Genomic DNA, 26,289 nt, shown 5'->3' on the forward strand with positions numbered 1-26,289 from the left:
ATTTCCTTTTTTATAATTCACATCAACATGAATAAAAACAACACTCCAATTCCTGATATTACAATCATAAAATTCCATGTATTATTAAATCCGAAATTATCGATTAATTGCATTCCTGAATTATGAGCGAAAATATGAGACATTGAAAATACAATACTATAATATACCATATATTCTCCTTGATTTCCTTTTTTAGCTCGTTCCACTACAAAAGCATTTGAGAAAGGGAAAGCAATCATCTCTCCGATGGTCATCAGTAACATTCCTACAATTAAAATTCCAATCCAACCTGTTAAGTTAATTACTACAAAACTTAACCACGTAAGTAGTAGACCAAAAAAACATTAAGAACTCTTTGATATACTTACTTTTTTCTAACCAAGTAATCAACGGCATCTCTAATAAAAAAATGAAAAAACCGTTCATGCCCATTAACAGTCCTATTTCTAACTCTGTTAAATGATGTATATCTTTATAATATAATGGCATGGTAGAGAAATATTGTAAAAAAATAAACCCGAACACAAACATTCCTACAAAAAATATCCAAAAAGCCTTATCTAAAAAAATCGACTTTGGATTTTCTATCTTTATTTCATCTAAGACTCTTGCTTTTTTAAGATGTAATACATTTATCAGTAATAAAGTTGCTAAAACACAAATAACTCCATCTACCCAGAACAGTCCGCTATAGCCTAATGAAGTAATTATTAATCCTCCAACTGCGGGACCAGCGGAAAAACCTAAATTAATCGCCAAACGAATTAACGTTACCGATCTCGTTTTATTTTCTGGCTTGCTATAAGTATTCAAAGCCACAAACATAGCGGGTCTAAAAGTATCTGCAACTAACATTACTAAAAAAATGCAGATACAAAATCCCAAAAAAGTATCTACAAATTATAAGGCTACAAAGAGTAACCCTGTTAAAAATAAACTGGTTTTCATCCTAACCAAGATCCTCCAACAGACCTTAATCCAAAGCAAGTCATAATCCAACCTACATCATTTAAGGTAAAATGTAAACTTTCTCTCAAATACAATGACATAAAAGGAATTAGCTTTGTACCTGCCCTGTTTATTAAAGTTATTAAAGCGAGCCACCAAACTTCGCTTGATAGACCTTTAAAAGTGTCTAGATAATTAAAATAGAGTTTTTTTCATGTGGTTTTGTTTTAGTGTTGGTTGTTTATATAAAAATAAATATGCCAACAAAAAAAGTTTTAAATAATTTCGTAAAGAATAGGTTTACTAGGTGTAGCGTCGTTTTCAAATGGTGCTACCATCAAGTTTAAAAAGTAGGTTCCGTCTTTTACTTTATTTGGAACATATATGAATTCGGTGACAGTTGCATGCTTTCTAATCTCTCCCTTTGTATTCCAAAAAGCATTGTGTGCTAGTAATTTTCCTTCATCCTTCTCTTTATCTACCGAAGGTAAATCGATCAACAAATGTTCTATTCCTTTTTCTTTGAGGTACTCTGCAGCTTCTTCTAACAAATAAGGTGGATTTGTATTTGAATATCGCATCGATTTTTTGCCTGATAGATTTGGAATTGTTCTAATAACTATGGCTTCTCTTTTTTTGTTTCCCAAAGCATACTGCAACTGTTTTTTTGAAATTACAAAGTCTTTATTTTCTATTTGTTCTGGAGCGATAGTAATCACTTCTGCTAAAAAGAAAAACTTTTCTAAATTCTTGTTTACTGAATAAACTTTTTTTGTAATGTGCCCCACACACTCTGTATGCGTAATATGTGAGTGCGGATTAAACTGGATATTATTAAAGTTTACATCAGCACCTTCTTGTACACTTCCAATCCAATTCCCATCAGAAACAGGGAAAATTTTAGGATCATCTAAATACCAAGCATTTACATTTTCTTTTGAGGTATCAATGGCTATTGAAATGTCTAGTGGTTTTGATAAATCTATTTTGTACTTTCTTGAGTTGTATTCAATTGTTGCTATCATACTCAAATATACCTAAATTATGAATAACTCACTAGCCAATCCATCTGCTAAGAACTTTCCTTTTTTTGTAGTTTTCAAAACTTCATTTGTAATGACTAGTAGCCCTTGATTAATAAACTTCTCAGCATTTTTAAGGAGTTTTTTTCTAAACTCTTCCCCGAAATCCTCCTCAATTTTCTCTAACGACACTCCCCAAATGGTTCTTAATCCTGTCATCAAATATTCATTAAACTGATCTTTCTTAGTGAGTTTTTCTTGCTCTAGAGGGAGTTTTCCTTCTTGAATTGCTTTTATATATTTTGCATTGTTAGCTACATTCCAACTACGGTGTGTTTTATTAAACGAATGTGCTGATGAGCCAATTCCTATATATTTTTTACCTAGCCAGTAACTTGTATTGTGCTTTGAAAAATAATTAGGTTTTCCAAAGTTGGAAATTTCGTAGTGAACAAATCCATTTTTAGCGGTTTCTGCTACCAGAATATCAAAATGTTCTTTGGCTACCGTTTCGTCAACATCAGGATACTTTCCTTGTTTGATAAATGAATCTAATGCTGTTTTGGGTTCAACGGTTAGCGCATACGACGAAATATGATTGATTCCGAAATCAAAAGCGATTTGTAAATTCTCTCTCCAACGTTCATTACGCATATTCGGAACTCCGTAGATCAAATCAATAGTTATATTATCAAAGTAACGAGTTGTTATAGACAAACAGTTTTTGGCTTCTTGTGCATTATGAGCTCGATTCATCAATTGCAAATCTTCTTCAAAAAAAGATTGTATCCCTATGCTTAAGCGATTAACAGGGGTTTTAGATAATTCAATTATTTTTTCTTCTGATAAATCATCTGGATTCGCTTCTAAGGTAATTTCTGGATTTGATACTACTGTATAGTTCTGATAAATAGTATCTATCAACAACCTTAATTCTTCAATCGACAATAAACTCGGTGTTCCTCCTCCAAAATAGATGGTTTCTATTTCTTCGTGTTGTAGTTCTTCCTTTCGAAATTCTAACTCTTTCACCAAGCAAGAAACTAACTCCTCTTTCTTTTTTAATGAAGTAGAAAAGTGAAAATCGCAATAATAACACGCTTGCTTACAAAATGGGATATGTAGATAAATTCCTGCCAAATCAGTTATCAGTTATCAGTTATCAGTTATCAGTTATCAGTTATCAAGATTACTTATAAATCCTTGTCGTTTTTAATATTGAAAAAAGAATTTTTGCTATTTCATCGGCTTTTTCAAACAACTCCTCTTACTCCTCTATTCTTATTTCTTCACTATCTTTTAATAAAGACAGCCAATATTTAGTTTCTAAACATTCTATATAAGCTATTGAAATTTTTGCTGAGAAATCTGCCTTAGAAATAGCTCCATTAGCCTCTACTATATTTGCTCCTACCGATGTACCACTTCTTACTATCTGCTTAGATAAAATAAACTCCTTATTTTCCTTCATCAATTTTTTACTTAGTTTAATAATCAAAAGAGCAAAATCGTATGATTTATTTTGAAGTGGGTTCTTTTCTAGTTTCATAGCTATAATATTTGACTACTGTTTACTGTTCATTGATCATTGAAAAAATCAGTTTTTAATTTTTTTCGGATTTTGTTTTACAAACGCTGCCCAACCTGTATAGTTCTTACCTCCTACTTTTGTTCCTGAATTATAAAAATGACATACCGCAGCTGCTAAACCATCCGTTGCATCTAAGTTTTTAGGTAGCACTTTTAAATTCAATAACGATTTTAACATTAAGGCTACCTGTTCTTTACTTGAAGTTCCTTTACCTGTAATTGCCATTTTTATTTTCTTGGGCGCATACTCGGTTACTGGTATTTGTCTTGACAATCCTGCTGCCATGGCTACTCCTTGTGCACGCCCTAATTTCAACATGGATTGTACATTCTTCCCATAAAAAGGAGCTTCCAACGCTATTTCATCTGGATGATAAGTGTCAATCAATTCAATGGTACGTTCAAAAATAATTTTGAGTTTTAAATAATGATCGTCATATTTTTTTAAGAGCAATTCATTCATTTGAACAAATTCCATCTTTTTACCTACTACCTTTATAATTCCAAATCCCATAATGGAAGTTCCTGGGTCAATCCCTAATATAATTTTTTCTGTCTTCAAACTCTCGTTTATTTAACTTCTAAAGAAGTAAATTTAAATGTATTTCCATCAAACAAGCCTTTGTCTGATAGTTTTAAGGATGGAATTACCAACAATGCCATAAAAGATAAGGTCATATACGGAGCTCGTAATTTACTACCTAGTTGCTTTGCCATCGCATCCAATTCTGCATAGGCTTTCCCTATTTCAACTGCTGGTTTATCTGACATGATTCCAGCCACAGGAAGCGGAACAACTTTTTCTTCAAAAGAAGTTACAGCACAAACCCCTCCTTTATTTTCAATCAATAAATTTACCGCCTTACAAATTAATTCATCCGATACACCGACAGCGATAATATTATGAGAATCATGTCCTACAGAACTCGCTATTGCCCCTTCTTTTAACCCGAAGTTCTTAATAAACGCAATAGAAGGTTCTGCATTTTGATAACGGTTTACTACGGTCATTTTTAACACATCGTTTGCTACATCTGAAACTAAATTTCCATCTTTTATCAACGAATCTGCTTCAATTTCATTCGTCACTAATTCTCCATCTAGAGCTTCTATCACTCGAATCTTTTCAGATGCTGAATGGAATTCAAAATCGGAAACGTTTTTTGCATCAGTGTCAAAATTATTCAACACTTCAAAATCTACATGCTCTACAAATGATTTTCCGTTTTCAGCCACTAACTCACCATTAATATACGTTTGTAGTATTTCAAACTTTTGTAAGTCTTTCACCACAATAAAATCAGCATCATCCCCTTCGTTTAAAATCCCAACATCCAAATTGTAATGCTCTACTGGGTTTATACAGGCTGCTTGCAATACTTTAAAAACATCTATTTCTTTCGCTACTGCGCGCTCACATAATTGGTTAATATGTCCTAATAACAAATCATCTGGATGCTTATCATCAGAACAGAACATCATGTTCTCATAATACTCAGGTAGCAAATCAATTAATGCTTCAAAGTTTTTTGCAGCACTTCCTTCACGGATAATGACTTTCATCCCTTTTTCTAACTTCTCCAATCCTTCTTCATAGGTAAAGCATTCGTGGTCGGTATAAATTCCTGCCGCTATGTATTTATCTAAATCTTCTCCTCGTAGTCCAGGTGCATGACCATCTACAGGTTTTTTGTAATGTTTTGCCCAAGCGATTTTTTGCAACACTTCTTCATCTTGATAAATAACTCCTGGATAATTCATCATTTCTGCTAAATATTTGATATCAGGATTCTCCATCATTTTTTTTATATCTTCTGAATCAATTACCGCTCCGGCACTTTCAAAAGAAGTTGCTGGCACACATGATGGTGCTCCAAAATTGAATTTTAACGGAACTTTTTTTCCATTTTCAATCATGAAATTCACACCTCTCACTCCTAATACATTGGCTATTTCATGCGGGTCAGACACCGTTGCTACCGTACCATGCGTTACGGCTATTTTTGCAAACTCGGACGGCACCAACATCGAGCTTTCAATATGAATATGTGCATCTATAAATCCAGGTAAAATATAGTTTTCTACAGTATGTTCTACTGCTCTAATTTGTGTAATCTTTCCTTCTTTGACCTCAACTTCTCCTTTAAAGATTCGTTTGTTTTGAATATCGACTATATTTCCCTGTACAATCATGCTAAAATTTATTTATTGCTAAAATACTGAGTATTTTTCACAAAAAAAGCACCCGTAACGGATGCTTTTTTGATAAGTATATTTTTTAAAGGTTACGCTATTGGTCCACCTTTAATAATTTCCTCACTTGCCATTTCTTCAAACTGAGCAAAGTTCTTTCTAAATGAATTCGCTAATTCCATAGCTTTTGCATCATAAGCATCTTTGTCTGCCCATGTTTGCTTTGGATTTAATACTTCATCAGGAACATTTTCACAAGTAGTTGGCATTGATAATCCAAAAATTGGGTGTTGTACAAATTCAACATTTTCTAAATTACCTTCTAAAGCTTCTGTAATCATAGCACGAGTGTACTTTAATTTCATTCTGCTACCAGTACCGTAAGCACCACCTGTCCATCCAGTATTAATTAACCAAACGTTTACACCTGCTTCTTGCATTTTCTTACTTAACATTTCAGCGTAACGCGTTGGGTGTAATGGCATAAATGGAGCTCCAAAACAAGCTGAGAAACTTGGTAATGGTTCGTTAATTCCAGCCTCTGTACCTGCTACTTTTGCTGTGTACCCAGAAATAAAGTGATATGCTGCCTGCCCTGGTGTTAATTTAGAGATTGGAGGCAGTACTCCAAAAGCATCTGCTGTTAAGAAGAAAATATTCTTTGGGTTTGCACCTTTAGATGGTTTTTGAATATTTTCAATGTGATAAATAGGATAACTTACACGAGTATTTTGTGTAATTGATGTATCATGAAAATCTACATTCCCCTTATCATCCATCACAACATTTTCAAGGATCGCTCCTCTTTTAATTGCTCCGTAAATTTCTGGTTCTTTCTCTTGAGATAAGTCGATTACTTTTGCATAGCATCCTCCTTCAAAATTGAAGATTGTGTTTTCAGCAGTCCAACCATGCTCATCATCACCAATTAAACTACGATTTGGATCGGTAGATAAGGTCGTTTTACCTGTTCCTGATAATCCGAAGAAAATAGCTGTATCTCCATCTTTACCAACGTTTGCAGAACAATGCATTGGTAACGTGTTTTTGAATACAGGTAAAATAAAGTTTAACGCAGAGAAAATACCTTTTTTAATTTCTCCTGTGTATCCTGTACCACCAATTAATGCTACTTTTCTAGTAAAGTTTAAAATAGCAAAGTTGTGTTGGCGTGTTCCATCTATTGCTGGATCTGCCATAAAACCTGGAGCGTTTACTACTGTCCATTCCGGAGAAAAGTTTTTTAACTCCTCTGCGGTAGGACGTAAAAACATATTGTGCGCAAACATGTTACTCCAAGGATATTCATTTACAACACGAATATTTAATTTATAATCTTCGTCTGCACATGCATAACTATCACGTACAAATACTTCTTTGTTAGATAAATAATTAGTTACTTTATCGTATAGCTTGTCAAATTTTTCTGAATCGAAAGGAATATTAATATCTCCCCACCAAACTTGGTCTTTAGTTATATCGTCTTTAACAATAAAACGATCCATAGGAGAACGTCCTGTGAACTCACCTGTTTTAACAGCTAATGCTCCAAAACTGGTTTCTACTCCTTGTTCTTTTTCAATAGTGATGTCGTGTAACTCGTCTGAAGTTAATTGATAACGAACCGTAGCGTCTTTTATGCCTAAGTTATCTAACGATATCGTTTTCGTATCAAGATTTGTCATCTTAAAAGATTTTAGTTGTGTTTAATTTTGGACAAAAATAGTTCTTTTTGATTAAACAGCTATATCATTAAATGATTTTATCAACTTTAACCTTTAATAACTTTTTTAAAAAAGCTATATGCTAAAAGGCTCCAACCAACGATTAACAACACTCCTCCTAACGGCGTTACAAACCAAATTGCTTTTGCAGGAACATTCGCTAAGTAAATTAAATATATAGACCCAGAAAACAATAAAACCCCAGCTATTAAAAAATAACTAATTCTGTTTTTTTCTTTGTTAGTAAGCTCAGTAAACATATTTACAAAAAGTAATAAAAACACATGAAAAAACTGATAACGTACAGCAGTTTCAAAACTCTCGAGGGCTTCTAGTGTTAATTTTGTTTTTAAAGCATGAGCTCCGAAGGCACCTAAAATCACAGCAATCATTCCCAAGACTGCAGCTATTGTTAAATTTTTATACATTATTTTAATTTTTGTTTAAATTTAAACTTTTTTAGCGATATTGTCGCCTCAAATTTTATACACAACAAAAATAATTATAAATGAGAAATATATTGATTATTGGTGCTGGTAGATCGAGCTCTTCACTTATAAAATATTTATTGGATAAATCTTCACAAGAAAACCTACATATAACTATTGGTGATGTTTCGTTAGAAAGCGCTCAATCTAAAATTCACAATCATTCAAATGCTACAGCAATACAGCTAGATGTTTTTAATGCTGAAGAGCGCTCAAATGCAATTCAAAAAGCTGACATTGTTATTTCAATGTTACCTGCTCGTTTTCATATTGAAGTAGCTAAAGATTGTATTACTTATGGAAAACACATGGTTACTGCGTCTTATATTTCTGATGAAATGAAAGCTTTAGATGAAGAAGCTAAAGCTAAAGGTTTAGTATTTATGAACGAAATTGGTCTAGATCCAGGAATTGACCACATGAGTGCTATGCAAGTTATTGATCGTATAAAAGAACAAGGAGGAAAAATGCTATTATTTGAATCTTTTTGTGGTGGATTAGTTGCTCCTGAAAGTGATACCAACTTATGGAATTATAAATTTACTTGGAACCCAAGAAATGTAGTATTAGCTGGTCAAGGTGGAGCTTCAATGTTTATTCAAGAAGGAACCTATAAGTATATTCCATATCAAAAATTATTTAGAAGAACTGAATTTTTAACTATTAATGGCAGTGGAAGATTTGAAGCGTATGCAAACCGTGATTCTTTAAAGTATAGAAGTATTTATGGTTTAGAAGATATTAAAACCATGTATCGTGGAACTATTCGTAAAGTTGGTTTTTCTCGTGCTTGGAATGTTTTTGTCCAGTTAGGAATGACTGATGACACTTACACTATTGAAGATTCTGAAAACATGAGTTATCGTGATTTCACTAACCTTTTCTTAGCTTACTCTCCTTCTGATTCTGTTGAATTAAAGTTCCGTTCGTATGCAAAGATTGATCAAGATGATTTAATGTGGGATAAATTTGTAGAGTTAGACATCTTCAATCCGAATAAAAAAATAGGGTTGAAAAATGCTACTCCTGCTGAAATTTTACAAAAAATATTGATGGATTCTTGGACTCTTGAAGCTGAGGATAAAGATATGATTGTAATGCATCATATTTTTGGGTATCAATACAAGGAGGAAAATCATCAAATAGAAAGTAGTATGGTAATTAAAGGTGACGATCAAACCTATACTGCTATGGCAAAAACTGTAGGATTACCTGTAGCTGTGGCAACCGTACGTATTTTAAATGGTGAAATTACCACTCCAGGAGTACAATTACCAATCAACAAAGAGGTGTACAAACCTATTTTAAAAGAATTAGAAGACTACGGAATTACCTTTGTAGAAAAAGAAGTTCCTTATTTAGGTTATAACCCTGAGAGTGTAAAGGGATGATAATTTTTATAAACTTATGATAACCTATTAGACACATTCATTGTTAAAAAACAACAATCCTTACCATCATAAACATAACATATTAAAAACTTAAATAAATGAAAAAAATAGTTCTTATAATTTTTATACTTTTTAATCTTTCTACTTTTTCTCAAGAAATAAATCATAGCCTTTTAGATAAATTAACTAAAATATCATTTCTATCAATTGATGAATTTATAACAGAAGGTTATGGATTTACAAAAATAAAAAGTGAAAGTAATCTAAAAAAAAGAGCTTATGCTCGGGATTATTCTGGCAATCCAAAAAAAACGCTTTTCATAAATGTAATTTCATCAAGTGATTCACCAAATGGGATCGAAATTTATTTAGAAAATTACGATATCAGAAAAATAAAAGATGAGTTATTAGAACTAGGTTATGATTTTAATGGATTGAAAAATGAATTTTCTGTTTTTAAAAAAGAAAAGAAGCTTTATTTGATAAGTAAACCTAATAAATTCAATATTACTCAGATTATTATTATGAGCAAATGGTAAAACTAATCGACCCTACATTCTCAAATAAAAATCTTTAGTTAAATTTATATAGGCATCAGTATACTGGTGCCTTTTCCTTTTAAAACTAAATAGAGTCTTGATAAAGTTCGTATTTTTACATTTCAACACCACACTAACAAATGTCTGAAAGTGTTTTAAAAAAATACATCAACAGCTACTCTAAAGAAGAAATGTACTTTAGATTTCAAGAAGAATTCCCTGAATTTGTACAACGAGTCCCTCAATATTTATAAGCGAGCTTTTTAGGATTAACTCCAGAGTACTTGAGTGAAATTAAAAGAAAATAACATTTCTTAAGCTAGTTTATTTTTTACTGAAATCTTCTTAACTACCTTTGTACTGATATTAATTTAAGGGCATAATACTATTATGAAAAACATGAAAAAAATCGTCGTTGTTGGTGGCGGTTTTGCTGGATTAGAACTTATAAAAGGATTAGGAAATTCAGAAAATTATCAGATTATTCTAGTAGATAGTAACAACTACAATTTCTTTCCTCCTTTAATCTACCAAGTATCCACTGGTTTTATGGAGCCATCTGCAATTAGCTATCCATTCAGAAAAATTTTAAGAAAATTTAAAAACGCCCGTTTTCGACTCGGCACCCTTGAAAAAGTTGTCCCAGAAGAAAACAAAATTGTAGTAAGTAATGGAGATATAGAGTATGACATCTTAGTAATGGCTACCGGTACAGAAACTAATTTTTTTGGAAATAAAAGCATTCAAAAGTATAGTTTACCAATGAAAACTATTAGTGATGCCTTATCTCTTAGAAATGTAATTTTAACTCGATTTGACCGTGCTACTAGAATTCATAACCCAGAAGAAAGAAAAAAGTGTTTAACTTTTGTAATTGCAGGAGCTGGACCTACTGGAGTTGAACTTTCAGGAATTTTATCTGAAATTAAAACATCTATCATCATAAAAGATTACCCCGAACTAGATAAAAATGACTTTGGTGAAATACATCTTATTGATGGTCAGAGTTCTGTATTAGCTCCTATGTCTAAAAAAGCACAAGAATACACTTCTGAAAAGCTAAGTGAACTAGGTGTAACTCTGACTATGAATACAATGGTTAACGACTTTGATGGTGAAACCGTGTATTTATCAAACGGAGAAAAAATAGAAACCAAAAATCTTATTTGGGCAGCTGGTGTATCTGCAAAAACATTCGATGGTTTTTCAAAAGAAAGTTTTGGCCCTGGCAGAAGGCTAAAAACAAATCAGTTTAGCTTAGTAGATTCATACGATAATATTTTTGCGTTAGGAGACTGCGCCTTGATTTCTGGCGATAAAAACTATCCTAACGGACACCCGCAATTAGCCCAACCAGCTTTACAACAAGCTAAAAACCTAGCGAACAATCTTAAAAGAAAAGATAGTAATTGGAAACCTTTTCAATATAACGACAAGGGTTCGTTAGCTATTATTGGAAGAAATAAGGCTGTACTTGACTTTCCTGGACAAAAACAATCATTAAAAGGTTTTGTTGCATGGTTAATTTGGATTTTTGTACACATAATGGGGCTTGTTAACTTCAAAAATAAAGTAAGAACTCTATACAATTGGTTAGGATATTACATATATAAAGACCAATATTTTAGAATGATTATTAAACCTACCCAAAGGGAAACTAAATAAAATATCAATGAAAATTTATTAAAAGCTACCTATACTTGAATCAACTTAAAAACTAAAAAACTAAAAAAAATAAACATTAACTGTAAATTTCTTTTTCAAACATAAGCATCAATAAATTGATGCTTTTTTTATCTTCAATTCTAAAAAAATAATACATACATTTACCCTAGATTAAGTTCTTTACATACTTCATCAACCGAAAAGGTTTTACTTAACTGTAGATTAATAGGGAATCGTGTGCAAATCACGAACTGTCGCGCAACTGTAAGTAACACACCAAAAGTTTTTATCCTAGTATATCCACTGCCAAAAGCGGGAAGGATGATAAAAACTGTTATAAGTCAGGAGACCTTCCTATTCGGATATTGACAATGCTTTCGCGATTTGAAGCTTTTAGATCATACCGATGATATATTTTTAACGCACACTTTTCTCTATGGAATGCTGTGCATTTTTGGTATGTCATTATTTTTCCCTCAAACATCTTATCGTTATTTAGTATTGCGAAGCATTTAATAGAGCTTTTAAAATTAATGTTTAATTATAAAAAGTTTAAAGAGCGTAGTAATTCTATTTCTTTACATAAAAAAAAGAATTAGCAGCTACTTCAATCATCTAACATTTATTAAAAATGACCACAGAAGAAAAAATAGCAAAATCGGAAACACGTATTTTCAAAGCTGTATTTCCAAATACAACCAATCATTATGATACCTTATTCGGAGGAACTGCCATGCAATTAATGGATGAAGTTGCTTTTATTACTGCAACACGATTCTGTAGGCAAAAAGTTGTAACCGTAAGTAGTGATAAAATTGATTTTAAAAAGCCTATCCCTGCTGGAACTATTATTGAATTAGTAGGAAAAGTAAGTTATATAGGTAACAAAAGTTTAAAGGTCACCGTTAAAATTTTTACTGAACAGATGTACTCTCATCACAGAGAAAAAGCCATTGAAGGTGAATTTACATTTGTTGCTATTGATGAAAACAAAAATCCTATTGCAGTAATAAAGACTGACACTGAAGAACTACATTACTCACAACAAGAACATAATTAAAACTAAACAGAAATTTTGAAAGTATAACCTCATAAAAGATTACATCTTCAAATAAAAATCTTTAGTGAGATTAATATAGGCATCAGTATACTGGTGCCTTTTTGTTTCTATAATTAACTCTTCTTCTTGGATTGTAGTCTCTACAAAAGAAAATTCTAACAAACTACGTTTGATTTCAGTAGTAGGAGTTCCTTTTACTCGACAAACTCTGTTTAGATATAAATTATACTTTTTTGCTAGTTCTATAAAGTTTTCTTCTTCTTTAAACGGTATAATGGTTGAAAACCTTCCGTTTTCGGACAATATTTCACTCACTCCTTTTAGTAGCTCTTCAAAAGACAGTGAACTCGTAAATCGTGCTTTATTTCTCGCTAAATCTTCCGTTTCGTAATTATCAGTATAAAATGGTGGATTGGATACAATTATATCATACTCTTCTTCATCTTCAGACATTTCTTCTGCAAATTCCACAAAAGAAGCATTGTAACAAAAGAGCCTATCTCCCCAATCAGACTGCTCAAAATTCTCTACAGTTTGTTCATAAGCATCTCCATCTACTTCTACTGCATCAATAGTCATGGCATCGCTTCGTTGCGCTAACATTAATGAAATAACACCTGTGCCTGAACCGACATCTAATATTGTGTCTGGAAACTCTCCTAAATTACACCACGCTCCTAATAATACTGCATCGGTACCAACTTTCATCGCTGTTTTGTCTTGATGCACTGTAAACTCTTTAAATTTAAATGGTTTCATTTATAAAAATCTTCCAAGAATTTTTTCTGCATTGAAAAACAAATACAACACAACAATTAATAAAACTACTAAAAACAACCCTCTTTTAGGATTCCTTCTTTTTCGATTACCGAAACGTCTTTTAAACTCCATTTCTTTATTTTCTAATTTCTACATTAATCACGTAAAATATCACGTTATAATTTTTGTTCCTCGTAACATTTCTCTTTTACCTGGAGGCCCGGGTAAACGCTCAACATCAAAACCTACAGCTTGCATTGCTCGTCGTACACTTCCCTTTGCTGAGTAAGTTACTAAGACACCTTCTGGTTTTAGTGCAGCAAACATGATTTTAAAAATATCTTCCGTCCACAAATCGGGTTGTACTCTTGCTCCAAAAGCATCAAAATAAATTAAATCGAAATAATTCTCATCAGTAATTTCAACAAAAAACTGTTTACGCTTAGTTAATGAAAAATTAGGAGTAATGTTGTGTTTTTCTTCCCAAGAAACTTCGTGAATTTTTTCAAAAAATTCTCTTTTATCATCGGCGTCCAACTCCGCAACATAATTTAATTTTGATACTTCTTCTTTAGCTACAGGATATGCCTCTACTCCAACATAATCAATCTCCTTTTTAGCTTCCAATAACGTGATAAAAGAATTAAGTCCTGTACCAAAGCCTATTTCAAGAATAGAAACACTTTTAGCATCTACATACTTTAATCCATTTCTAATGAATACATGATAGGCCTCTTGTATTGCTCCGTGTTTAGAATGATATTGTTCATTCCATTCTGGTAAATGAATAGTTGTGGAGCCATCTGACGTTATGATAATTTCTCGTTTTATAACTAAACTATTTAATCAGTAATTTTTTAATTCTTGGTATTGGTCCTGTACAAGTAGTTTTATGACAGGCAATACAACTGTTTACTGCTTGGTTAAAATTTTGTTTTAAAGAATCTTTAGAACCAGAATATACTAATTGCATATTTTGAATATACAGTTTAGAAAAAGCTTCAAAACTTGCATTTCTATCTACAGGATCGGTTAAAACAGCATTATGAATATTCAGATAAGTTTCAGGAAAGTCACCTATTGGCTCTCCTTCTAAAATCTTATTTTTAACGGTCATATTCCCTTCGTACATAGCATTCATTAAAGCTGCCATTTCAGAAGACTGATACATTATAAGTTCCTCTTTTGGTTGTTTCTTTTCCTCTTTGCAAGAAAAAAGCACCAAAGACATCAATAAAACAATAATTAATTGTTTCATTATTTTTTCATTAACACGCCATCTGCTTCAAAAGCATAGGTGTATTTTGGTTCTATAATTTTTGCTATTTCTTCTTCTGATTTTCCTGCATCTTTAGCATAATGTTTTAATTCATCAACAGAAATCTCAGTAACAAAAGCTTTACCGTTTACTACCACTTCTTTATTATCTGCATTTAAAGGCATGAAAAAACCATAATCTTTAAAACGTACCATTGATTCTTGTTCTTCACCTAAATCTAGCTTCATCCAACACCCTTTTTTCTTACATACTTCGTTTATTGTTGAAGCAAATTTTACATTTAAAGTATCTCCTGCCTTTAAGTTTTTGAACTTCAATCGCATTTCATCTGCCGAAATTACATCAGCATCCGTAATCTTTTCTCCAAAAGATGCATATTCTATTTTTTGTACTTCAGTAGCATTTGTAGTAGATTTTTCTTCTTTCTTTTCAACTTTACATGAACTAAGTGCTACGCTTAAAACCGTAGCAAAAACTAGTAGTCTTTTCATTTTCAAAATTTTAAAATTAATAATCAACAAATATACTTATTATTTCTTCAAGCAATAAGCCATCCTAAAACATACCGCTAGATTTTGTATCTTCGTGGCACTTCTAAAAACAACACAATGAATATTGATATTGAGCTTATACAAGAATCGAAAATAGATGCAGTAGATTTTAACAATTTGGCGTTTGGTCGTATTTTTTCTGACCATATGTTAGTTTGTGATTTTAAAGATGGTGAGTGGAAAACACCTCAAATTATGCCTTACGGACCTATGACTTTTGAGCCTTCGGCTAGAGTTTTTCATTATGGACAAGCTGTTTTTGAAGGAATGAAAGCTTACAAAGATGATAATGACGACGTTTTCTTATTTCGTCCTGATGAAAACTTTCACAGAATTAATAAGTCTGGAGAACGTTTAGCAATGCCTCCTGTTCCTGAAAATGTTTTTATGGAAGGACTAAAAAAGTTATTAGAGATTGACGATGCTTGGATTAAAAAAGGATTTGGAAACTCATTATACATCCGTCCTTTTATTATTGCTTCTGAAGGAGCTATTTCTGCTTCTCCTGCTGAAGAATACAAATTCATCATCATCTGTTCACCTGCACAATCGTACTATGCTGGAGAAGTTCGCGTTCTTTTTGCTGAAAAATACAGTCGCTCTGCCGATGGTGGTGTCGGATTTGCTAAAGCAGCAGGTAACTACGCTGCACAGTTTTATCCAACTAGTTTAGCCCATAAAGAAGGATATCAGCAAATTGTTTGGACAGATGCTAACACACACGAGTATCTTGAAGAAGCAGGTACTATGAACGTTTTCTTTAGAATTGGTGATAAACTTGTTACCGCACCAACAAGTGATCGTATTTTAGATGGGGTTACCCGTAAATCAATCATTCAACTTGCTCAAGACAATAATATTGAAGTAGAAGTACGAAGAGTATCAGTTACTGAGGTAAAAGAAGCTGCAAGAAAAGGAGAATTGAAAGAAATTTTTGGTTCTGGTACTGCTGCGGTAATCAACCCTATTAAAGGATTTAAACATCAAGATGAAACTTTTGAATTACCTGACATGGAAGATTCATACGCTGCTTTTTTCAAAGAGAAACTACTAGGAATTCAATATAACAAACTGGAAGACAAGCATAACTGGAGAGTAAAAATTTAGTTTTTTCATTAAAAAAAGTTATATTAGTGGATAATATTCAATTTTTGAATATAAAAATCTAAATAAAATGAGAAATATAGTACCAGCATTATTATCTATAGGAATTGGTTTTGCTATTTCTTTTTTTGGTTTACAAAGTTACTCGAACTCTCTATCGGGTAAACCTGTTTTCGCTATAAACGAAACCGTAGACACCCAAGAAGAAACACAACTTCCTGAAGAGGAAGAAACAACTGACACTGAAAATACGCAACAAGAAATTAGCGCGGATATTAATGAGGAAACCCCTTCTATTGAAGAAACTATCCCTGAAGAGGATACTCATGAAAACATAGATGAAGGAGAAGAAGCTGTCGAAGTTAAAGCAACTACTTCAACTTCTTACGACTCTAGTAATATTCAAAAGAGTTTTGATAATTGGGAAGCTTATACAAAAGACAATATCGATTTAATGTCTACTTTTACTCCTTTAGATGAAAAAGGAGCTACTATCGAAAAAGGTATTTTCCTAACATTATTACGTACTGGTGCTTATATTCCTATTAAATCTGTAAAAGAAGAAAAAATACAATACCAACTTACGAATATCGAAAGTACTTCTGATGAAAAAATAAAGAAGTCTATTACTAGTAAGGCTGCTATAGCACACCAATATTTTAAAATGGAGGGGAAAAAACTTCCAGATTATAATTTTGTTGACCTAGAGGGGAAAGCACATAATAAAGCTGACACAAAAGGAAAGTTATTAGTCATTAAATGTTGGTTTATTACCTGTAAAGTATGTGTAGAAGAGTTCCCAGAATTAAATGATTTAGTAGACAAATACAAAAATGAAAAGATTGAATTTGTTAGTTTAGCTTTTGATAAAAAGGACGAATTAATTGAGTTTTTAGAAACTAAAGAGTTTAAATACCCAACTATTCCTGAGCAAAAGGATTACATGGCTAAAAAATTAAAGGTTAAGCAATACCCTACACACTTAATTATTGATTCTAACGGTGTTATCATTAAAATGGTTAATAATGTTAAAACATTAACATCAGAATTAGAAAGAATTATGGGTAAATAACTATAGAATACAAAATGTAAAAAAAAGCTCCTCTTTTGAGGAGCTTTTTTATTTATCTAAAATTTCTTTAATATTTGGTTTGAAGTAATTTGGGCCTTTAAGCACCTTGCCATCTTCACGATAAATTGGCTTTCCATCTTCTCCTAACTTACTCATATTACTTCGTTGAATTTCATTAAACACTTCTTCAATTTTGTGTTGCATTCCGTGTTCAATAATAGTTCCGCATAAAATATACAGCATATCTCCCAAGGCATCAGCAACCTCAACTAAATCATTGTTTTGTGCTGCTTCTAAGTATTCTTCATTTTCTTCTTTCATTAAATTGTATCGAAGTAGGTTTCGTTCCTCGCTAATGTTAGCTGTTGGTTCATTTTTGATTCCTAACCCGAAAGCTGTATGAAATTCGTGTACTGCCGCTATTCTTTTCTTCATTGTAATTAACCTATTTTATATTTGTTTATGTTGCTTTTTCTGACACATGAACTAGAATCAAAAATAATTGCTGTTTTAGTTTTCTCCATTCTAAAATCATTCTTTAACTTTGCTAAAAATACAATTTTATGTTTATACTTATTGCTGCTAAAATGTTTACTACAGGCAGAATCATTTTTGCTAGTTTATTTGTAATAGCTTTTATTATTTTGATGTTTTTTAGCTACAAAAAAGACGCTAAAAACAATAAGAAATACTACCAAAATGCAGCTATTTATGTAGCAATAGGGATTGCAGTAGTAATTGCACTGTTGTTTTTATCAAAGCTACTAACAAAATAGCACAACCTTTTTAGGTTCCATTATAAAACAAAAAAACCGATTCTTTTCAGAATCGGTTTTTATTATTTAGTCTTTAAACTTCTTAATTTTTTATCGGTAAGAAATTATAGTTTTTAGCGTAGAAGTTCATTTGCTCTTCAAACGTTTCTGGTTGCGTAATTTTAATATCGGTAATATTTCCTTCAGTATCAGTTACTGGCTCTAATACTGGATTTACAAATCCGCTATAAGGAGCTGATGTAAATTGAGCATTACGATCTAAAACTTCTTTATGAATATCTTGATCTACTTTTACTCCGTAACCTTCAACTAATGCTTTTGCCGCTTCAAAATCTCCTTCAGATTTAATTCTTTGTGTTTCTTTTAATAAACGTCCGAAAATTTCACGAAGCTTCTCATAATCGTTAATATTATAAAAAGTTTTTCCATCTCTGGTAACTTTTTCAATTACATTATCTTTCGCTCCTTGCTCAAAAGCCCAAGCTGAAACCCATTGACGGTTTACCATGTGATCTTCTTCAATATCGTCTCCTAAATTGATTCTGATTAACTGTGTCATTAATCCGTTTCTGATGTACCCGTCATAAGCAGCTTTTCCTACTTTTTGCCAATCATCAACTAATCCTAATTCTTGTAATTTAGGATCCATTAAGTAATAAAGTCCAACTAAATCTGCTCTACCCTCTTCCATTGTAGAAGCGTAGTTTTTCAAAGTTTCTTTTGGTTGACCAACTCCGTCGTTAATTACACCTGAAGCATGCCCAATTACCTCGTGTAATGCTGTGTGTAGTTTGTCAGCTAATTTACCATATTTAATCTCTAAATCAATTTCTTCTTGATCGTTAGCAAACTCTTTTAAACGTCCTGTTCCTCCAGCATTGTTATAAGAACCTATAATATTTCCTAACGATACTGATTTAGAACCATGTTGTTGACGAATCCAGTTATTGTTTGGTAAGTTCACTCCAATTGGAGTACTAGGAGATGCATCTCCTGCCTCACCAGCAACATTTACTGTTTTATAAGAAACCCCAACTACGTTTTCTTTTTTATGTGCTGGATCTAACGGAGCATTATCCTCAAACCATTGTGCATTGTCTGATAATACCTTCATCTTTTTAGACATATCAAAGTCTTTGATTTGTACAATTGTTTCGTACGAACCTCTATATCCTTTAGGATCATTATACACTTCAATAAAACCATTAATCCAATCAATATTTCCTTCGGTAGATTCAACCCAAGCAATAGCATACTCATCCCAAGTATGTAAATCTCCTGTTTTATAGTATTCGATTAATAACTCTAAGGTTTTTGCTTGCTTTTCATTTTCTGCTACTTCTTTAGCTTTTTCTAACCACTCAATAATTTTATCGATTGCTTGTCCGTACATTCCACCAGACTTCCAAACTTTCTCTACTAATTTTCCGTCTTCACGAACCAACTTAGAGTTTAATCCTGCTTCAATTGGTTGATCTTTTGGCCCTTTATCCGCTTTCGCGTAAAAGTCTTCTACATCTTTACTTGTAATATCTGCTCCGTAAAAGTTTACTGCAGATGCTAATACATTATCTACTCCAGCTTTTTTGTTTACTTTTTTAGCATCTTTATCGTTAAAAATAACCTCTAAAGCTTCTGCAGATAACTCAGTGTTAGTTTCTTTTAATAACGATTCAAAATATTCTTTAGAAAATTCAGGTTTTAACTTATCGTTAGAATAGTGGTGGTGAATTCCATTTGAAAACCATACACGTTTTAAATAGGTAGTGAATGCTTTAAACTCTTCACTCTCTTTATCACCTTTAAAGTTATTGTTAATATTTTCTAAAGCTGCTCTAATTTCAAGGTTATGACGGTAGTTTTGATCCCACATAATATCACGACCAGACAAACCAGCTTGCGTTAAATAATACACTAACTTTTTTTCTTTTAGTGTTAACTCATCAAAACCAGGAATTTGATAACGTAGTACTTTTATATCAGCAAATTGCTCAACAACATATTCAAACTCTTTTGCTTTTTTTTCAGCTACTTTAGGCTCTTTTTTGGCTTCTGTTCCGCATGAAGTTAATACTCCAGCTGCAACAACTGCACAAAGCATTTGTTTTAGTTTCATTTATAATAATATTTAGTTTATTTTTTTGGAAGGATAAAATTACGAAATTTAAACTTCATGATATCGGAAACAGTCGGTTGTATGGTCGTTTACCATCCCCGTAGCCTGCATATGCGCATAAATTACTGTTGAACCTACAAACTTAAATCCTCGTTTTTTTAAATCTTTTGAAATCGCGTCAGAAAGCTCTGTTGTTGCCGGTACTTCTTCTCTCTTTTCAAACTTATTCACTATCGGTTGTCCATTAGTAAAAGCCCAAATATATTTTGAAAACGTGCCAAACTCTTCTTGTACTTTCATAAAAGCCTGAGCATTGGTTATAGTCGCTTTTATCTTTAATTTATTTCTTATAATTCCAGCATCTTGAAGCAATTCTTTATATTTGTCTTCAGAGTATTTTGCTATTTTTTTATAGTCGAAATTATCAAATGCCTTTCTAAAGTTTTCTCTTTTCTTCAAAACTGTAATCCAACTCAAACCTGCTTGGAAAGTTTCTAATATTAAAAACTCAAACAGCTTATCATCATCATATACAGGCACTCCCCATTCATTATCGTGATACTCAATATATAGTGGATCATCACTAACCCAAAAACATCTTTTCTTCATTTTCTATTGTTTAATGCTGAAAATTACTGTTAAACAAATTAAAAATCAATAAAAAATGGAATAATTTTTGCGCCTTTATAATTACAAATCACACTGATTATGAAAACCTTACAACATACTCTTTTTCTTAGTATTATTGGAATTATGATATGGGCTTGCAGTTCCTCGCCTATAAAAAATACTTCTAAAGAGGAACCAGTTGTAATTGCTAATGATAGTTTAGAATATGAAATTATAATTATAGACCCTGGTTTTACTACCTATTTAAACAGCATTGCTAAACCCGAAGGATTTTATTCACAACAATACCTCGAAAATAAAAATCGTTTGTATGTTATTACATGGAATTACCGAGCACAAAATCCACTACAATTCAATCCTAATATTTATGAAAATGTAATTGATTACAGTCCGCATATTGATTATGGTTACGAAGTAAACTACAAATTATTCAATTATTTTGAATTTGCTCAACGTAAATACAAGATGAGTTTAGGAGCTGGATCAACTCGATTTAATAGGTGATTTTTACTCAAAAAAGCATTTTTGTAAAAACTGTATATTTGCTCAAAAAAATTAATCATACAACATGAAGTTTTTAAGAAATTTACTTGCCTCTGTTCTAGGCTTTTTCATTGCCCTATTTTTACTGTTTGTATTCTTTTTTGCTATAGCTGCTTTTGTAGGAGCTGAAGAAAAAATTGTTGTAAAATCAAACTCAGTTTTAGAATTAGACTTATCAACCCCTATTAAAGATTATGCTCCAAAAGAAGACAATCCTATTGCTGAAGCTCTAGAACTAACAGATGAAAAATTGGCTTTAAACAAAATTATCAACGCTATTGAAAATGCAAAAACTGATGATAAAATAAAAGGAATAAGTATTAAAACATCTTTTGTTAATGCTGGTATTGCCCAAACGCAAGCCATTAGAAATAAATTAGAAGAATTTAAAGAAAGTGGTAAATTCATATATGCATACAACGACATTTATACTCAAAAAAATTATTACCTAAGCTCTGTTGCTGACAGTTTATTCTTAAACCCGGTTGGGGCTATCGATTTTAGCGGTTTATCAACTGAAATTTTATATTTCAAAGATTTTGAAGATAAATACGGTATTAAAATGGAAGTTGTTCGCCACGGTAAATATAAAAGTGCCGTTGAACCATTTTTAGAAAATAAAATGAGTGATGCAAATCGCGAGCAGACTACCTCTTTCTTAAAATCAATTTGGTCAGAAATCACTGAAGATATTAGCAATAGTAGAAACATTTCAATTGAAGAATTAAATACTATTGCTGATAACTCTAACGGAAGAAATGTTACTGTTGCAAAAGAAAACAATTTAATTGATGCTTCTATTTACGAAGATGAATACGAAGAAAAATTAGCTATGGGGTCTGACAAGAAACTAAATACTATTTCTATTGAAGACTACATAAACTCTGGAAAAGGAAGAATTTCTTCTACTGCTAAAGATAAAATCGCCGTGATTTATGCACAAGGTGATATTGTGTATGGAAAAGGAAGCGAAGACTATATCGGACAAGGAATTATAAACAAAGCTATCAGAAAAGCCCGAAAAGATGATAATGTAAAAGCTATCGTTCTTCGCGTAAATTCTCCTGGTGGTAGTGCTTTAGCCTCTGAATTAATTTGGCGTGAACTAGAATTAACAAAAAAAGAAAAACCTTTAGTAGTTTCTATGGGTAACTATGCAGCTTCTGGAGGTTACTATATTGCTTGTAATGCTAACAAAATTATTGCAGAACCTACTACAATTACAGGATCTATTGGAGTTTTTGGAGCCATTCCTAACTTTAGTCAGTTTACCGATAATATTGGTATCAATGCAGAACAAGTCTCTACTAACAACAGTGCTTCTTATAGTGTTTTTGAGCCAATGAACCAGAAATTCTACGATGTAACTAAAGAAGGTGTTGAACAAATCTACACTACTTTTGTTAACCGTGTTTCTGCAGGGCGTAACATGACTTTTGAGCAGGTAAACGAAATTGCACAAGGTAGAGTTTGGACTGGTAAAGAAGCTATTGAGAATGGCTTAGTAGATCAATTAGGAGGATTAAATGACGCTATTAAAGTTGCCGCTGAATTAGCTGAAGTTGAAAATTATAGAGTTCGTAACTATCCTCACTACAAAACTGATTTAAAGGATGCTTTACAAATGAATCCTTTTATGAAAGCTTCTAAAGAAGAAATTTTAAAAGAAACAATGGGTGATGAAAACTATCAGCTATACAACAACATTCATAAAATGAAAAACCTAGAAGGAATTCAAGCTAGAATACCTTTTATATTTCAAGTGAAGTAAAAAAGCAAAGCCTCGACAATGTCGAGGCTTTGCTTTTTTAATAGTTTATCGTTTCGTTTATTACAAACCGAAACTCTCTTTTACTTTAGACACATAATCTAATTTTTCCCAAGTAAATAACTCTACATCTAGCGTTATACTTTCTCCATTAGGTTGTGTAAACGTTTTAGAAACTACTTCATTTGTACGTCCCATGTGTCCGTAAGCTGCAGTTTCGCTATATATTGGATTACGTAATTTTAAACGATCTTCAATAGCGTGTGGACGCATATCAAAAATTTCAGAAACTTTTTGAGCAATTTCTCCATCAGTTAAATCAACTTTTGAAGTTCCGTAAGTGTCTACAAAAATACCCATCGGCTCTACTACTCCAATTGCGTATGATACTTGAACTAATACCTCATCAGCAACTCCAGCAGCTACTAAATTCTTTGCGACATGACGTGTTGCATAAGCTGCAGAACGATCTACTTTACTTGGATCTTTTCCTGAAAATGCTCCACCGCCATGTGCTCCTTTTCCTCCGTACGTATCAACAATAATCTTACGACCTGTTAACCCTGTATCTCCATGAGGTCCTCCAATTACAAACTTTCCAGTTGGATTAATATGATATTTAATATCATTATTAAACAACGCTTGAATTTCAGGAGTTAATTGTGCTTTAACTCTAGGAATTAAAATCTCAACAATATCTTTTCTAATTTTTGCTAACATCGTTTCGTCATCAGCAAAATCATCGTGCTGTGTAGAAACAACAATTGCTTCAATACGTTGTGGTACATTATCATCAGAATACTCAATAGTTACCTGACTCTTAGCATCTGGACGTAAATAAGTAATTTCTTTGTTTTCTCTACGAATAGCAGCTAATTCCTTTAAGATCATGTGCGATAAATCTAACGCTAACGGCATATAATGCTCTGTTTCGTTAGTTGCATACCCAAACATCATACCTTGGTCTCCTGCACCTTGCTCTTCCTTTGAAGCTCTATCTACTCCACGGTTAATATCGTCTGATTGTTCATGAATTGCTGATAAAACTCCACAAGAATTTCCATCAAACATGTATTCTCCTTTAGTATAACCAATTTTATTGATTACTTCACGAGCTATTTTTTGAACATCTAAATAGGTTGATGACTTTACCTCTCCAGCCAATACAACCTGACCTGTAGTTACTAAAGTTTCACAAGCAACCTTAGATTGTGGGTCAAATGCTAAAAAATTATCTATTAAAGCGTCAGAAATTTGATCTGCTACTTTATCTGGATGTCCTTCAGAAACACTTTCCGAAGTAAAAAAATATGACATAAAAACTTCTTTTTAAATTAATTAAAAGAAAAAACTTGAATTGCTAGGTCGCTAAAAGGAGTAGAAAATTACTGCTTTAGCATTTTTATTCTGAACTATTGTTCATTGAGGTTGCAATCAGTCAAATTTTTCCTCAAATAAATATTGGTGCAAAGTTATAGATTATTTTACACACATAAAAACAAACTAAGCTATAAAAAAATAGAAAGTATTGATACTATGATAATAAAAAGTAATTTTTATAAAATGGCATTGGAAAAATATTTGCTTACTTTTGTGGTGTACAAAGTAAGATAATAACTTAGATAAAACATATATAAAATGGCATTAGAAATTACAGATGCTTCTTTCGAAGAAGTAGTATTAAAATCTGACAAACCAGTATTAGTAGACTTTTGGGCAGCTTGGTGCGGACCATGTAGAATGGTGTCTCCTATCGTTGATGAAATCAGTAGCGAGTATGAAGGAAAAGCTGTTGTTGGTAAAGTAGACGTAGACGCAAACCAAGAATTTGCTGCTAAGTATGGTGTAAGAAACATCCCAACTGTATTAATTTTCAAAAACGGAGAAGTTGTAGACAAGCAAGTTGGTGCTGCTCCTAAAAAAGCTTATACAGATAAAATTGATGCTGCTTTATAAAAAGTATTTCAATTCATCTCATAAAAAAGGTTTGGCTATTGCTAAACCTTTTGTTATTTTCGGTACTGTATGATTGATTTAAACAGTACTGCTTCAAAAATTAACAACCTTGAGCTACTTGCCAAACAAGTAGTAGAAGGTTTTATTACAGGAATGCACAAAAGTCCGTTTCATGGGTTTTCGGTTGAATTTTCTGAACACAAACTATACAATAAAGGTGAAAGCACTCGCCATATAGATTGGAAGCTATTTGCTAAAACCGAAAAACTGTACACCAAAAAATATGAAGAAGAAACGAATCTTAGATGTCATTTAATTATCGACAATTCTTCTTCTATGCATTATCCTATAAGTAAGAATCAATCAATAGATAGTTTAAATAAGGTTGGTTTCTCAGCGGTAGCTGCAGCTTCTTTAATGGATATTTTAAAACGACAACGCGATGCTGTTGGGTTAAGTATTTATTCTGACACTTACGAATATTATGCTCCTGAAAAAGGGAGTGAGCGTCATCGTAAGATGTTATTACATCAATTAGAACAGTTACTATCATCTAATTCTACCTCTTCAACAGAAACCTATCAATATTTACATGAAATAGCAGAGAAGATTCATAGAGGATCTTTAATTTTCTTATTTACCGATATGTTTCAAACTTCAAAAAATGAAGAAGCTCTTTTTGATGCTTTACGACATCTAAAATTTAACAAACATGAGGTAGTGTTGTTTCATACACACGATAAAAAGACCGAATTTTTGTTTGATTTTGACAATTCACCAAAAAAATTTGTAGATATTGAAACTGGAGAAGAAATAAATTTATACGCCGAAAATGTACAGCAAAAATATCAAGAATTAAGCTCTGAATTTTTCAAAAACCTAAAAAACAAATGCTTACAATATAAAATTGATTACATACCTGTAGATATTAATGAAGGTTATGATAAAGTACTTATCGCTTATCTTATCAGCAGACAGAATTTTTTATAAATAACTCTTTTTTATTTAAAAAAAGGTTATATATTTGCATCCGCTTAGAGCAACGGTCTGGTAGTTCAGCTGGTTAGAATACATGCCTGTCACGCATGGGGTCGCGGGTTCGAGTCCCGTCCAGA

The 26,289-nt window shown here is 32.2% G+C and carries 28 protein-coding genes, 1 pseudogene and 1 riboswitch; of the genes and pseudogenes, 12 read left to right on the plus strand and 17 right to left on the minus strand.

What is annotated here, in order from left to right:
* Positions 1 to 17 precede the first annotated feature (17 nt).
* From Q0663_RS12680 to Q0663_RS08830, 9 genes are all read right to left on the minus strand, one after another.
* On the minus strand, positions 18 to 254 hold the full coding sequence (locus Q0663_RS12680; protein WP_367171442.1) for a hypothetical protein: 237 nt from the start codon (positions 252 to 254) through the stop codon (positions 18 to 20).
* A gap of 43 nt (positions 255 to 297) precedes the next feature.
* Positions 298 to 855, minus strand: coding sequence for an MFS transporter (locus Q0663_RS12685; protein ID WP_367171443.1), 558 nt, complete (start codon positions 853 to 855; stop codon positions 298 to 300).
* Between the two features lie 368 nt (positions 856 to 1,223).
* Positions 1,224 to 1,973: a cyclase family protein gene (locus tag Q0663_RS08800; protein ID WP_299009537.1), complete on the minus strand. Its 750-nt coding sequence runs from the start codon at positions 1,971 to 1,973 to the stop codon at positions 1,224 to 1,226.
* Positions 1,974 to 1,985: 12 nt separating this feature from the next.
* Entirely contained in the window at positions 1,986 to 3,110 is a 1,125-nt protein-coding gene (hemW, locus tag Q0663_RS08805; protein WP_299009539.1) for a radical SAM family heme chaperone HemW, read from the minus strand.
* 127 nt (positions 3,111 to 3,237) lie between these two features.
* The gene (locus Q0663_RS08810; protein WP_367171444.1) at positions 3,238 to 3,519 is read right to left on the minus strand and encodes a four helix bundle protein; all 282 of its coding nucleotides are present in this window, start codon (positions 3,517 to 3,519) and stop codon (positions 3,238 to 3,240) included.
* Positions 3,520 to 3,567: 48 nt separating this feature from the next.
* A complete protein-coding gene (gene ruvC, locus Q0663_RS08815; RefSeq protein ID WP_159493322.1) occupies positions 3,568 to 4,122 on the minus strand; it encodes a crossover junction endodeoxyribonuclease RuvC in 555 nt (184 codons plus the stop codon).
* Positions 4,123 to 4,130: 8 nt separating this feature from the next.
* On the minus strand, positions 4,131 to 5,753 hold the full coding sequence (gene ade / locus Q0663_RS08820; protein WP_299009546.1) for an adenine deaminase: 1,623 nt from the start codon (positions 5,751 to 5,753) through the stop codon (positions 4,131 to 4,133).
* Between the two features lie 92 nt (positions 5,754 to 5,845).
* On the minus strand, positions 5,846 to 7,438 hold the full coding sequence (gene pckA / locus Q0663_RS08825) for a phosphoenolpyruvate carboxykinase (ATP) (RefSeq protein ID WP_299009548.1): 1,593 nt from the start codon (positions 7,436 to 7,438) through the stop codon (positions 5,846 to 5,848).
* Between the two features lie 86 nt (positions 7,439 to 7,524).
* The gene (locus Q0663_RS08830) at positions 7,525 to 7,905 is read right to left on the minus strand and encodes a DUF423 domain-containing protein (protein WP_299009550.1); all 381 of its coding nucleotides are present in this window, start codon (positions 7,903 to 7,905) and stop codon (positions 7,525 to 7,527) included.
* 80 nt (positions 7,906 to 7,985) lie between these two features.
* On the opposite strand from Q0663_RS08830, the gene Q0663_RS08835 reads away from it, so the two are divergent.
* The 5 genes and pseudogenes from Q0663_RS08835 to Q0663_RS08855 all read left to right on the plus strand — a co-directional run bounded on the left by Q0663_RS08835 (position 7,986) and on the right by Q0663_RS08855 (position 12,620).
* A complete protein-coding gene (locus Q0663_RS08835) occupies positions 7,986 to 9,356 on the plus strand; it encodes a saccharopine dehydrogenase C-terminal domain-containing protein (protein ID WP_299009553.1) in 1,371 nt (456 codons plus the stop codon).
* A gap of 98 nt (positions 9,357 to 9,454) precedes the next feature.
* The gene (locus Q0663_RS08840; protein WP_299009556.1) at positions 9,455 to 9,895 is read left to right on the plus strand and encodes a hypothetical protein; all 441 of its coding nucleotides are present in this window, start codon (positions 9,455 to 9,457) and stop codon (positions 9,893 to 9,895) included.
* A 161-nt stretch (positions 9,896 to 10,056) separates the two neighbouring features.
* Positions 10,057 to 10,149, plus strand: a pseudogene (locus tag Q0663_RS08845) (Crp/Fnr family transcriptional regulator); the annotation flags it as partial.
* Between the two features lie 136 nt (positions 10,150 to 10,285).
* Positions 10,286 to 11,560, plus strand: coding sequence for an NAD(P)/FAD-dependent oxidoreductase (locus tag Q0663_RS08850; protein ID WP_299009559.1), 1,275 nt, complete (start codon positions 10,286 to 10,288; stop codon positions 11,558 to 11,560).
* 185 nt (positions 11,561 to 11,745) lie between these two features.
* A riboswitch (cobalamin riboswitch) is annotated at positions 11,746 to 11,933 on the plus strand.
* Between the two features lie 258 nt (positions 11,934 to 12,191).
* A complete protein-coding gene (locus Q0663_RS08855; protein ID WP_299009562.1) occupies positions 12,192 to 12,620 on the plus strand; it encodes an acyl-CoA thioesterase in 429 nt (142 codons plus the stop codon).
* A gap of 39 nt (positions 12,621 to 12,659) precedes the next feature.
* On the opposite strand, the gene Q0663_RS08860 is transcribed toward Q0663_RS08855, so the two are convergent.
* The 4 genes from Q0663_RS08860 to Q0663_RS08875 form a co-directional block, all read right to left on the minus strand.
* A complete protein-coding gene (locus Q0663_RS08860; RefSeq protein WP_299009565.1) occupies positions 12,660 to 13,379 on the minus strand; it encodes a methyltransferase in 720 nt (239 codons plus the stop codon).
* Between the two features lie 171 nt (positions 13,380 to 13,550).
* Positions 13,551 to 14,210 (minus strand): tRNA (5-methylaminomethyl-2-thiouridine)(34)-methyltransferase MnmD, encoded by a 660-nt coding sequence (gene mnmD / locus Q0663_RS08865; protein WP_299009664.1) that lies wholly within the window; start codon positions 14,208 to 14,210, stop codon positions 13,551 to 13,553.
* A 7-nt stretch (positions 14,211 to 14,217) separates the two neighbouring features.
* The gene (locus Q0663_RS08870; RefSeq protein WP_299009567.1) at positions 14,218 to 14,637 is read right to left on the minus strand and encodes a hypothetical protein; all 420 of its coding nucleotides are present in this window, start codon (positions 14,635 to 14,637) and stop codon (positions 14,218 to 14,220) included.
* The gene (locus tag Q0663_RS08875) at positions 14,637 to 15,149 is read right to left on the minus strand and encodes a DUF4920 domain-containing protein (protein WP_299009569.1); all 513 of its coding nucleotides are present in this window, start codon (positions 15,147 to 15,149) and stop codon (positions 14,637 to 14,639) included. The genes Q0663_RS08870 and Q0663_RS08875 overlap by 1 nt, the downstream gene beginning before the upstream one ends.
* A 117-nt stretch (positions 15,150 to 15,266) precedes the next feature.
* Here Q0663_RS08875 and Q0663_RS08880 point away from each other — a divergent pair, with 117 nt between their 5' ends.
* Positions 15,267 to 16,316, plus strand: a complete 1,050-nt coding sequence (locus Q0663_RS08880) for a branched-chain amino acid aminotransferase (RefSeq protein ID WP_299009572.1) — start codon at positions 15,267 to 15,269, stop codon at positions 16,314 to 16,316.
* 67 nt (positions 16,317 to 16,383) lie between these two features.
* Positions 16,384 to 17,385, plus strand: a complete 1,002-nt coding sequence (locus tag Q0663_RS08885) for a TlpA disulfide reductase family protein (protein ID WP_299009575.1) — start codon at positions 16,384 to 16,386, stop codon at positions 17,383 to 17,385.
* Positions 17,386 to 17,433: 48 nt separating this feature from the next.
* On the opposite strand, the gene Q0663_RS08890 is transcribed toward Q0663_RS08885, so the two are convergent.
* A complete protein-coding gene (locus Q0663_RS08890) occupies positions 17,434 to 17,820 on the minus strand; it encodes a nucleoside triphosphate pyrophosphohydrolase family protein (RefSeq protein ID WP_299009578.1) in 387 nt (128 codons plus the stop codon).
* 128 nt (positions 17,821 to 17,948) lie between these two features.
* Here Q0663_RS08890 and Q0663_RS08895 point away from each other — a divergent pair, with 128 nt between their 5' ends.
* Positions 17,949 to 18,161 (plus strand): hypothetical protein, encoded by a 213-nt coding sequence (locus tag Q0663_RS08895; protein WP_299009581.1) that lies wholly within the window; start codon positions 17,949 to 17,951, stop codon positions 18,159 to 18,161.
* Positions 18,162 to 18,243: 82 nt separating this feature from the next.
* On the opposite strand, the gene Q0663_RS08900 is transcribed toward Q0663_RS08895, so the two are convergent.
* Together Q0663_RS08900 and Q0663_RS08905 are read right to left on the minus strand one after the other, a co-directional pair.
* Entirely contained in the window at positions 18,244 to 20,277 is a 2,034-nt protein-coding gene (locus tag Q0663_RS08900; protein WP_299009584.1) for a dihydrofolate reductase, read from the minus strand.
* A 48-nt stretch (positions 20,278 to 20,325) separates the two neighbouring features.
* Positions 20,326 to 20,886: a DNA-3-methyladenine glycosylase I gene (locus Q0663_RS08905; protein WP_299009587.1), complete on the minus strand. Its 561-nt coding sequence runs from the start codon at positions 20,884 to 20,886 to the stop codon at positions 20,326 to 20,328.
* Between the two features lie 99 nt (positions 20,887 to 20,985).
* Between Q0663_RS08905 and Q0663_RS08910 the strand changes: the two genes are divergently transcribed.
* Together Q0663_RS08910 and sppA are read left to right on the plus strand one after the other, a co-directional pair.
* Positions 20,986 to 21,411: a DUF6146 family protein gene (locus Q0663_RS08910; RefSeq protein WP_299009590.1), complete on the plus strand. Its 426-nt coding sequence runs from the start codon at positions 20,986 to 20,988 to the stop codon at positions 21,409 to 21,411.
* Positions 21,412 to 21,475: 64 nt separating this feature from the next.
* Complete coding sequence (gene sppA / locus Q0663_RS08915) at positions 21,476 to 23,221, plus strand: signal peptide peptidase SppA (protein WP_299009593.1); 1,746 nt, start codon at positions 21,476 to 21,478, stop codon at positions 23,219 to 23,221.
* Between the two features lie 60 nt (positions 23,222 to 23,281).
* Here the strand turns inward: sppA and metK are convergent, their stop codons facing one another.
* The gene (gene metK / locus Q0663_RS08920) at positions 23,282 to 24,535 is read right to left on the minus strand and encodes a methionine adenosyltransferase (protein ID WP_299009595.1); all 1,254 of its coding nucleotides are present in this window, start codon (positions 24,533 to 24,535) and stop codon (positions 23,282 to 23,284) included.
* Between the two features lie 321 nt (positions 24,536 to 24,856).
* Between metK and trxA the strand changes: the two genes are divergently transcribed.
* Together trxA and Q0663_RS08930 are read left to right on the plus strand one after the other, a co-directional pair.
* Positions 24,857 to 25,174 carry a thioredoxin gene (trxA, locus tag Q0663_RS08925; RefSeq protein WP_125068953.1) on the plus strand — a complete coding sequence of 106 codons (318 nt, stop codon included), beginning with the start codon at positions 24,857 to 24,859 and terminating at the stop codon, positions 25,172 to 25,174.
* 69 nt (positions 25,175 to 25,243) lie between these two features.
* On the plus strand, positions 25,244 to 26,164 hold the full coding sequence (locus Q0663_RS08930) for a DUF58 domain-containing protein (protein WP_299009601.1): 921 nt from the start codon (positions 25,244 to 25,246) through the stop codon (positions 26,162 to 26,164).
* Positions 26,165 to 26,289: the final 125 nt, after the last annotated feature.

It is taken from the genome of uncultured Tenacibaculum sp. (assembly GCF_947504135.1).
In the GTDB taxonomy this organism is placed as follows: Bacteria; Bacteroidota; Bacteroidia; order Flavobacteriales; family Flavobacteriaceae; genus Polaribacter.

Bases quoted from the DNA above. Each gene is read 5' to 3' on its own strand.
- Q0663_RS12680 (WP_367171442.1), bottom strand. From the start codon at position 254: ATGACCATCGGAGAGATGATTGCTTTCCCTTTCTCAAATGCTTTTGTA.
- Q0663_RS12685 (WP_367171443.1), bottom strand. From the start codon at position 855: ATGTTAGTTGCAGATACTTTTAGACCCGCTATGTTTGTGGCTTTGAAT.
- Q0663_RS08800 (WP_299009537.1), bottom strand. From the start codon at position 1,973: ATGATAGCAACAATTGAATACAACTCAAGAAAGTACAAAATAGATTTA.
- Q0663_RS08810 (WP_367171444.1), bottom strand. From the start codon at position 3,519: ATGAAACTAGAAAAGAACCCACTTCAAAATAAATCATACGATTTTGCT.
- ade (WP_299009546.1), bottom strand. From the start codon at position 5,753: ATGATTGTACAGGGAAATATAGTCGATATTCAAAACAAACGAATCTTT.
- pckA (WP_299009548.1), bottom strand. From the start codon at position 7,438: ATGACAAATCTTGATACGAAAACGATATCGTTAGATAACTTAGGCATA.
- Q0663_RS08830 (WP_299009550.1), bottom strand. From the start codon at position 7,905: ATGTATAAAAATTTAACAATAGCTGCAGTCTTGGGAATGATTGCTGTG.
- Q0663_RS08835 (WP_299009553.1), top strand. From the start codon at position 7,986: ATGAGAAATATATTGATTATTGGTGCTGGTAGATCGAGCTCTTCACTT.
- Q0663_RS08840 (WP_299009556.1), top strand. From the start codon at position 9,455: ATGAAAAAAATAGTTCTTATAATTTTTATACTTTTTAATCTTTCTACT.
- Q0663_RS08850 (WP_299009559.1), top strand. From the start codon at position 10,286: ATGAAAAACATGAAAAAAATCGTCGTTGTTGGTGGCGGTTTTGCTGGA.
- Q0663_RS08855 (WP_299009562.1), top strand. From the start codon at position 12,192: ATGACCACAGAAGAAAAAATAGCAAAATCGGAAACACGTATTTTCAAA.
- Q0663_RS08860 (WP_299009565.1), bottom strand. From the start codon at position 13,379: ATGAAACCATTTAAATTTAAAGAGTTTACAGTGCATCAAGACAAAACA.
- Q0663_RS08870 (WP_299009567.1), bottom strand. From the start codon at position 14,637: ATGAAACAATTAATTATTGTTTTATTGATGTCTTTGGTGCTTTTTTCT.
- Q0663_RS08875 (WP_299009569.1), bottom strand. From the start codon at position 15,149: ATGAAAAGACTACTAGTTTTTGCTACGGTTTTAAGCGTAGCACTTAGT.
- Q0663_RS08880 (WP_299009572.1), top strand. From the start codon at position 15,267: ATGAATATTGATATTGAGCTTATACAAGAATCGAAAATAGATGCAGTA.
- Q0663_RS08885 (WP_299009575.1), top strand. From the start codon at position 16,384: ATGAGAAATATAGTACCAGCATTATTATCTATAGGAATTGGTTTTGCT.
- Q0663_RS08890 (WP_299009578.1), bottom strand. From the start codon at position 17,820: ATGAAGAAAAGAATAGCGGCAGTACACGAATTTCATACAGCTTTCGGG.
- Q0663_RS08895 (WP_299009581.1), top strand. From the start codon at position 17,949: ATGTTTATACTTATTGCTGCTAAAATGTTTACTACAGGCAGAATCATT.
- Q0663_RS08900 (WP_299009584.1), bottom strand. From the start codon at position 20,277: ATGAAACTAAAACAAATGCTTTGTGCAGTTGTTGCAGCTGGAGTATTA.
- Q0663_RS08905 (WP_299009587.1), bottom strand. From the start codon at position 20,886: ATGAAGAAAAGATGTTTTTGGGTTAGTGATGATCCACTATATATTGAG.
- Q0663_RS08910 (WP_299009590.1), top strand. From the start codon at position 20,986: ATGAAAACCTTACAACATACTCTTTTTCTTAGTATTATTGGAATTATG.
- sppA (WP_299009593.1), top strand. From the start codon at position 21,476: ATGAAGTTTTTAAGAAATTTACTTGCCTCTGTTCTAGGCTTTTTCATT.
- metK (WP_299009595.1), bottom strand. From the start codon at position 24,535: ATGTCATATTTTTTTACTTCGGAAAGTGTTTCTGAAGGACATCCAGAT.
- trxA (WP_125068953.1), top strand. From the start codon at position 24,857: ATGGCATTAGAAATTACAGATGCTTCTTTCGAAGAAGTAGTATTAAAA.
- Q0663_RS08930 (WP_299009601.1), top strand. From the start codon at position 25,244: ATGATTGATTTAAACAGTACTGCTTCAAAAATTAACAACCTTGAGCTA.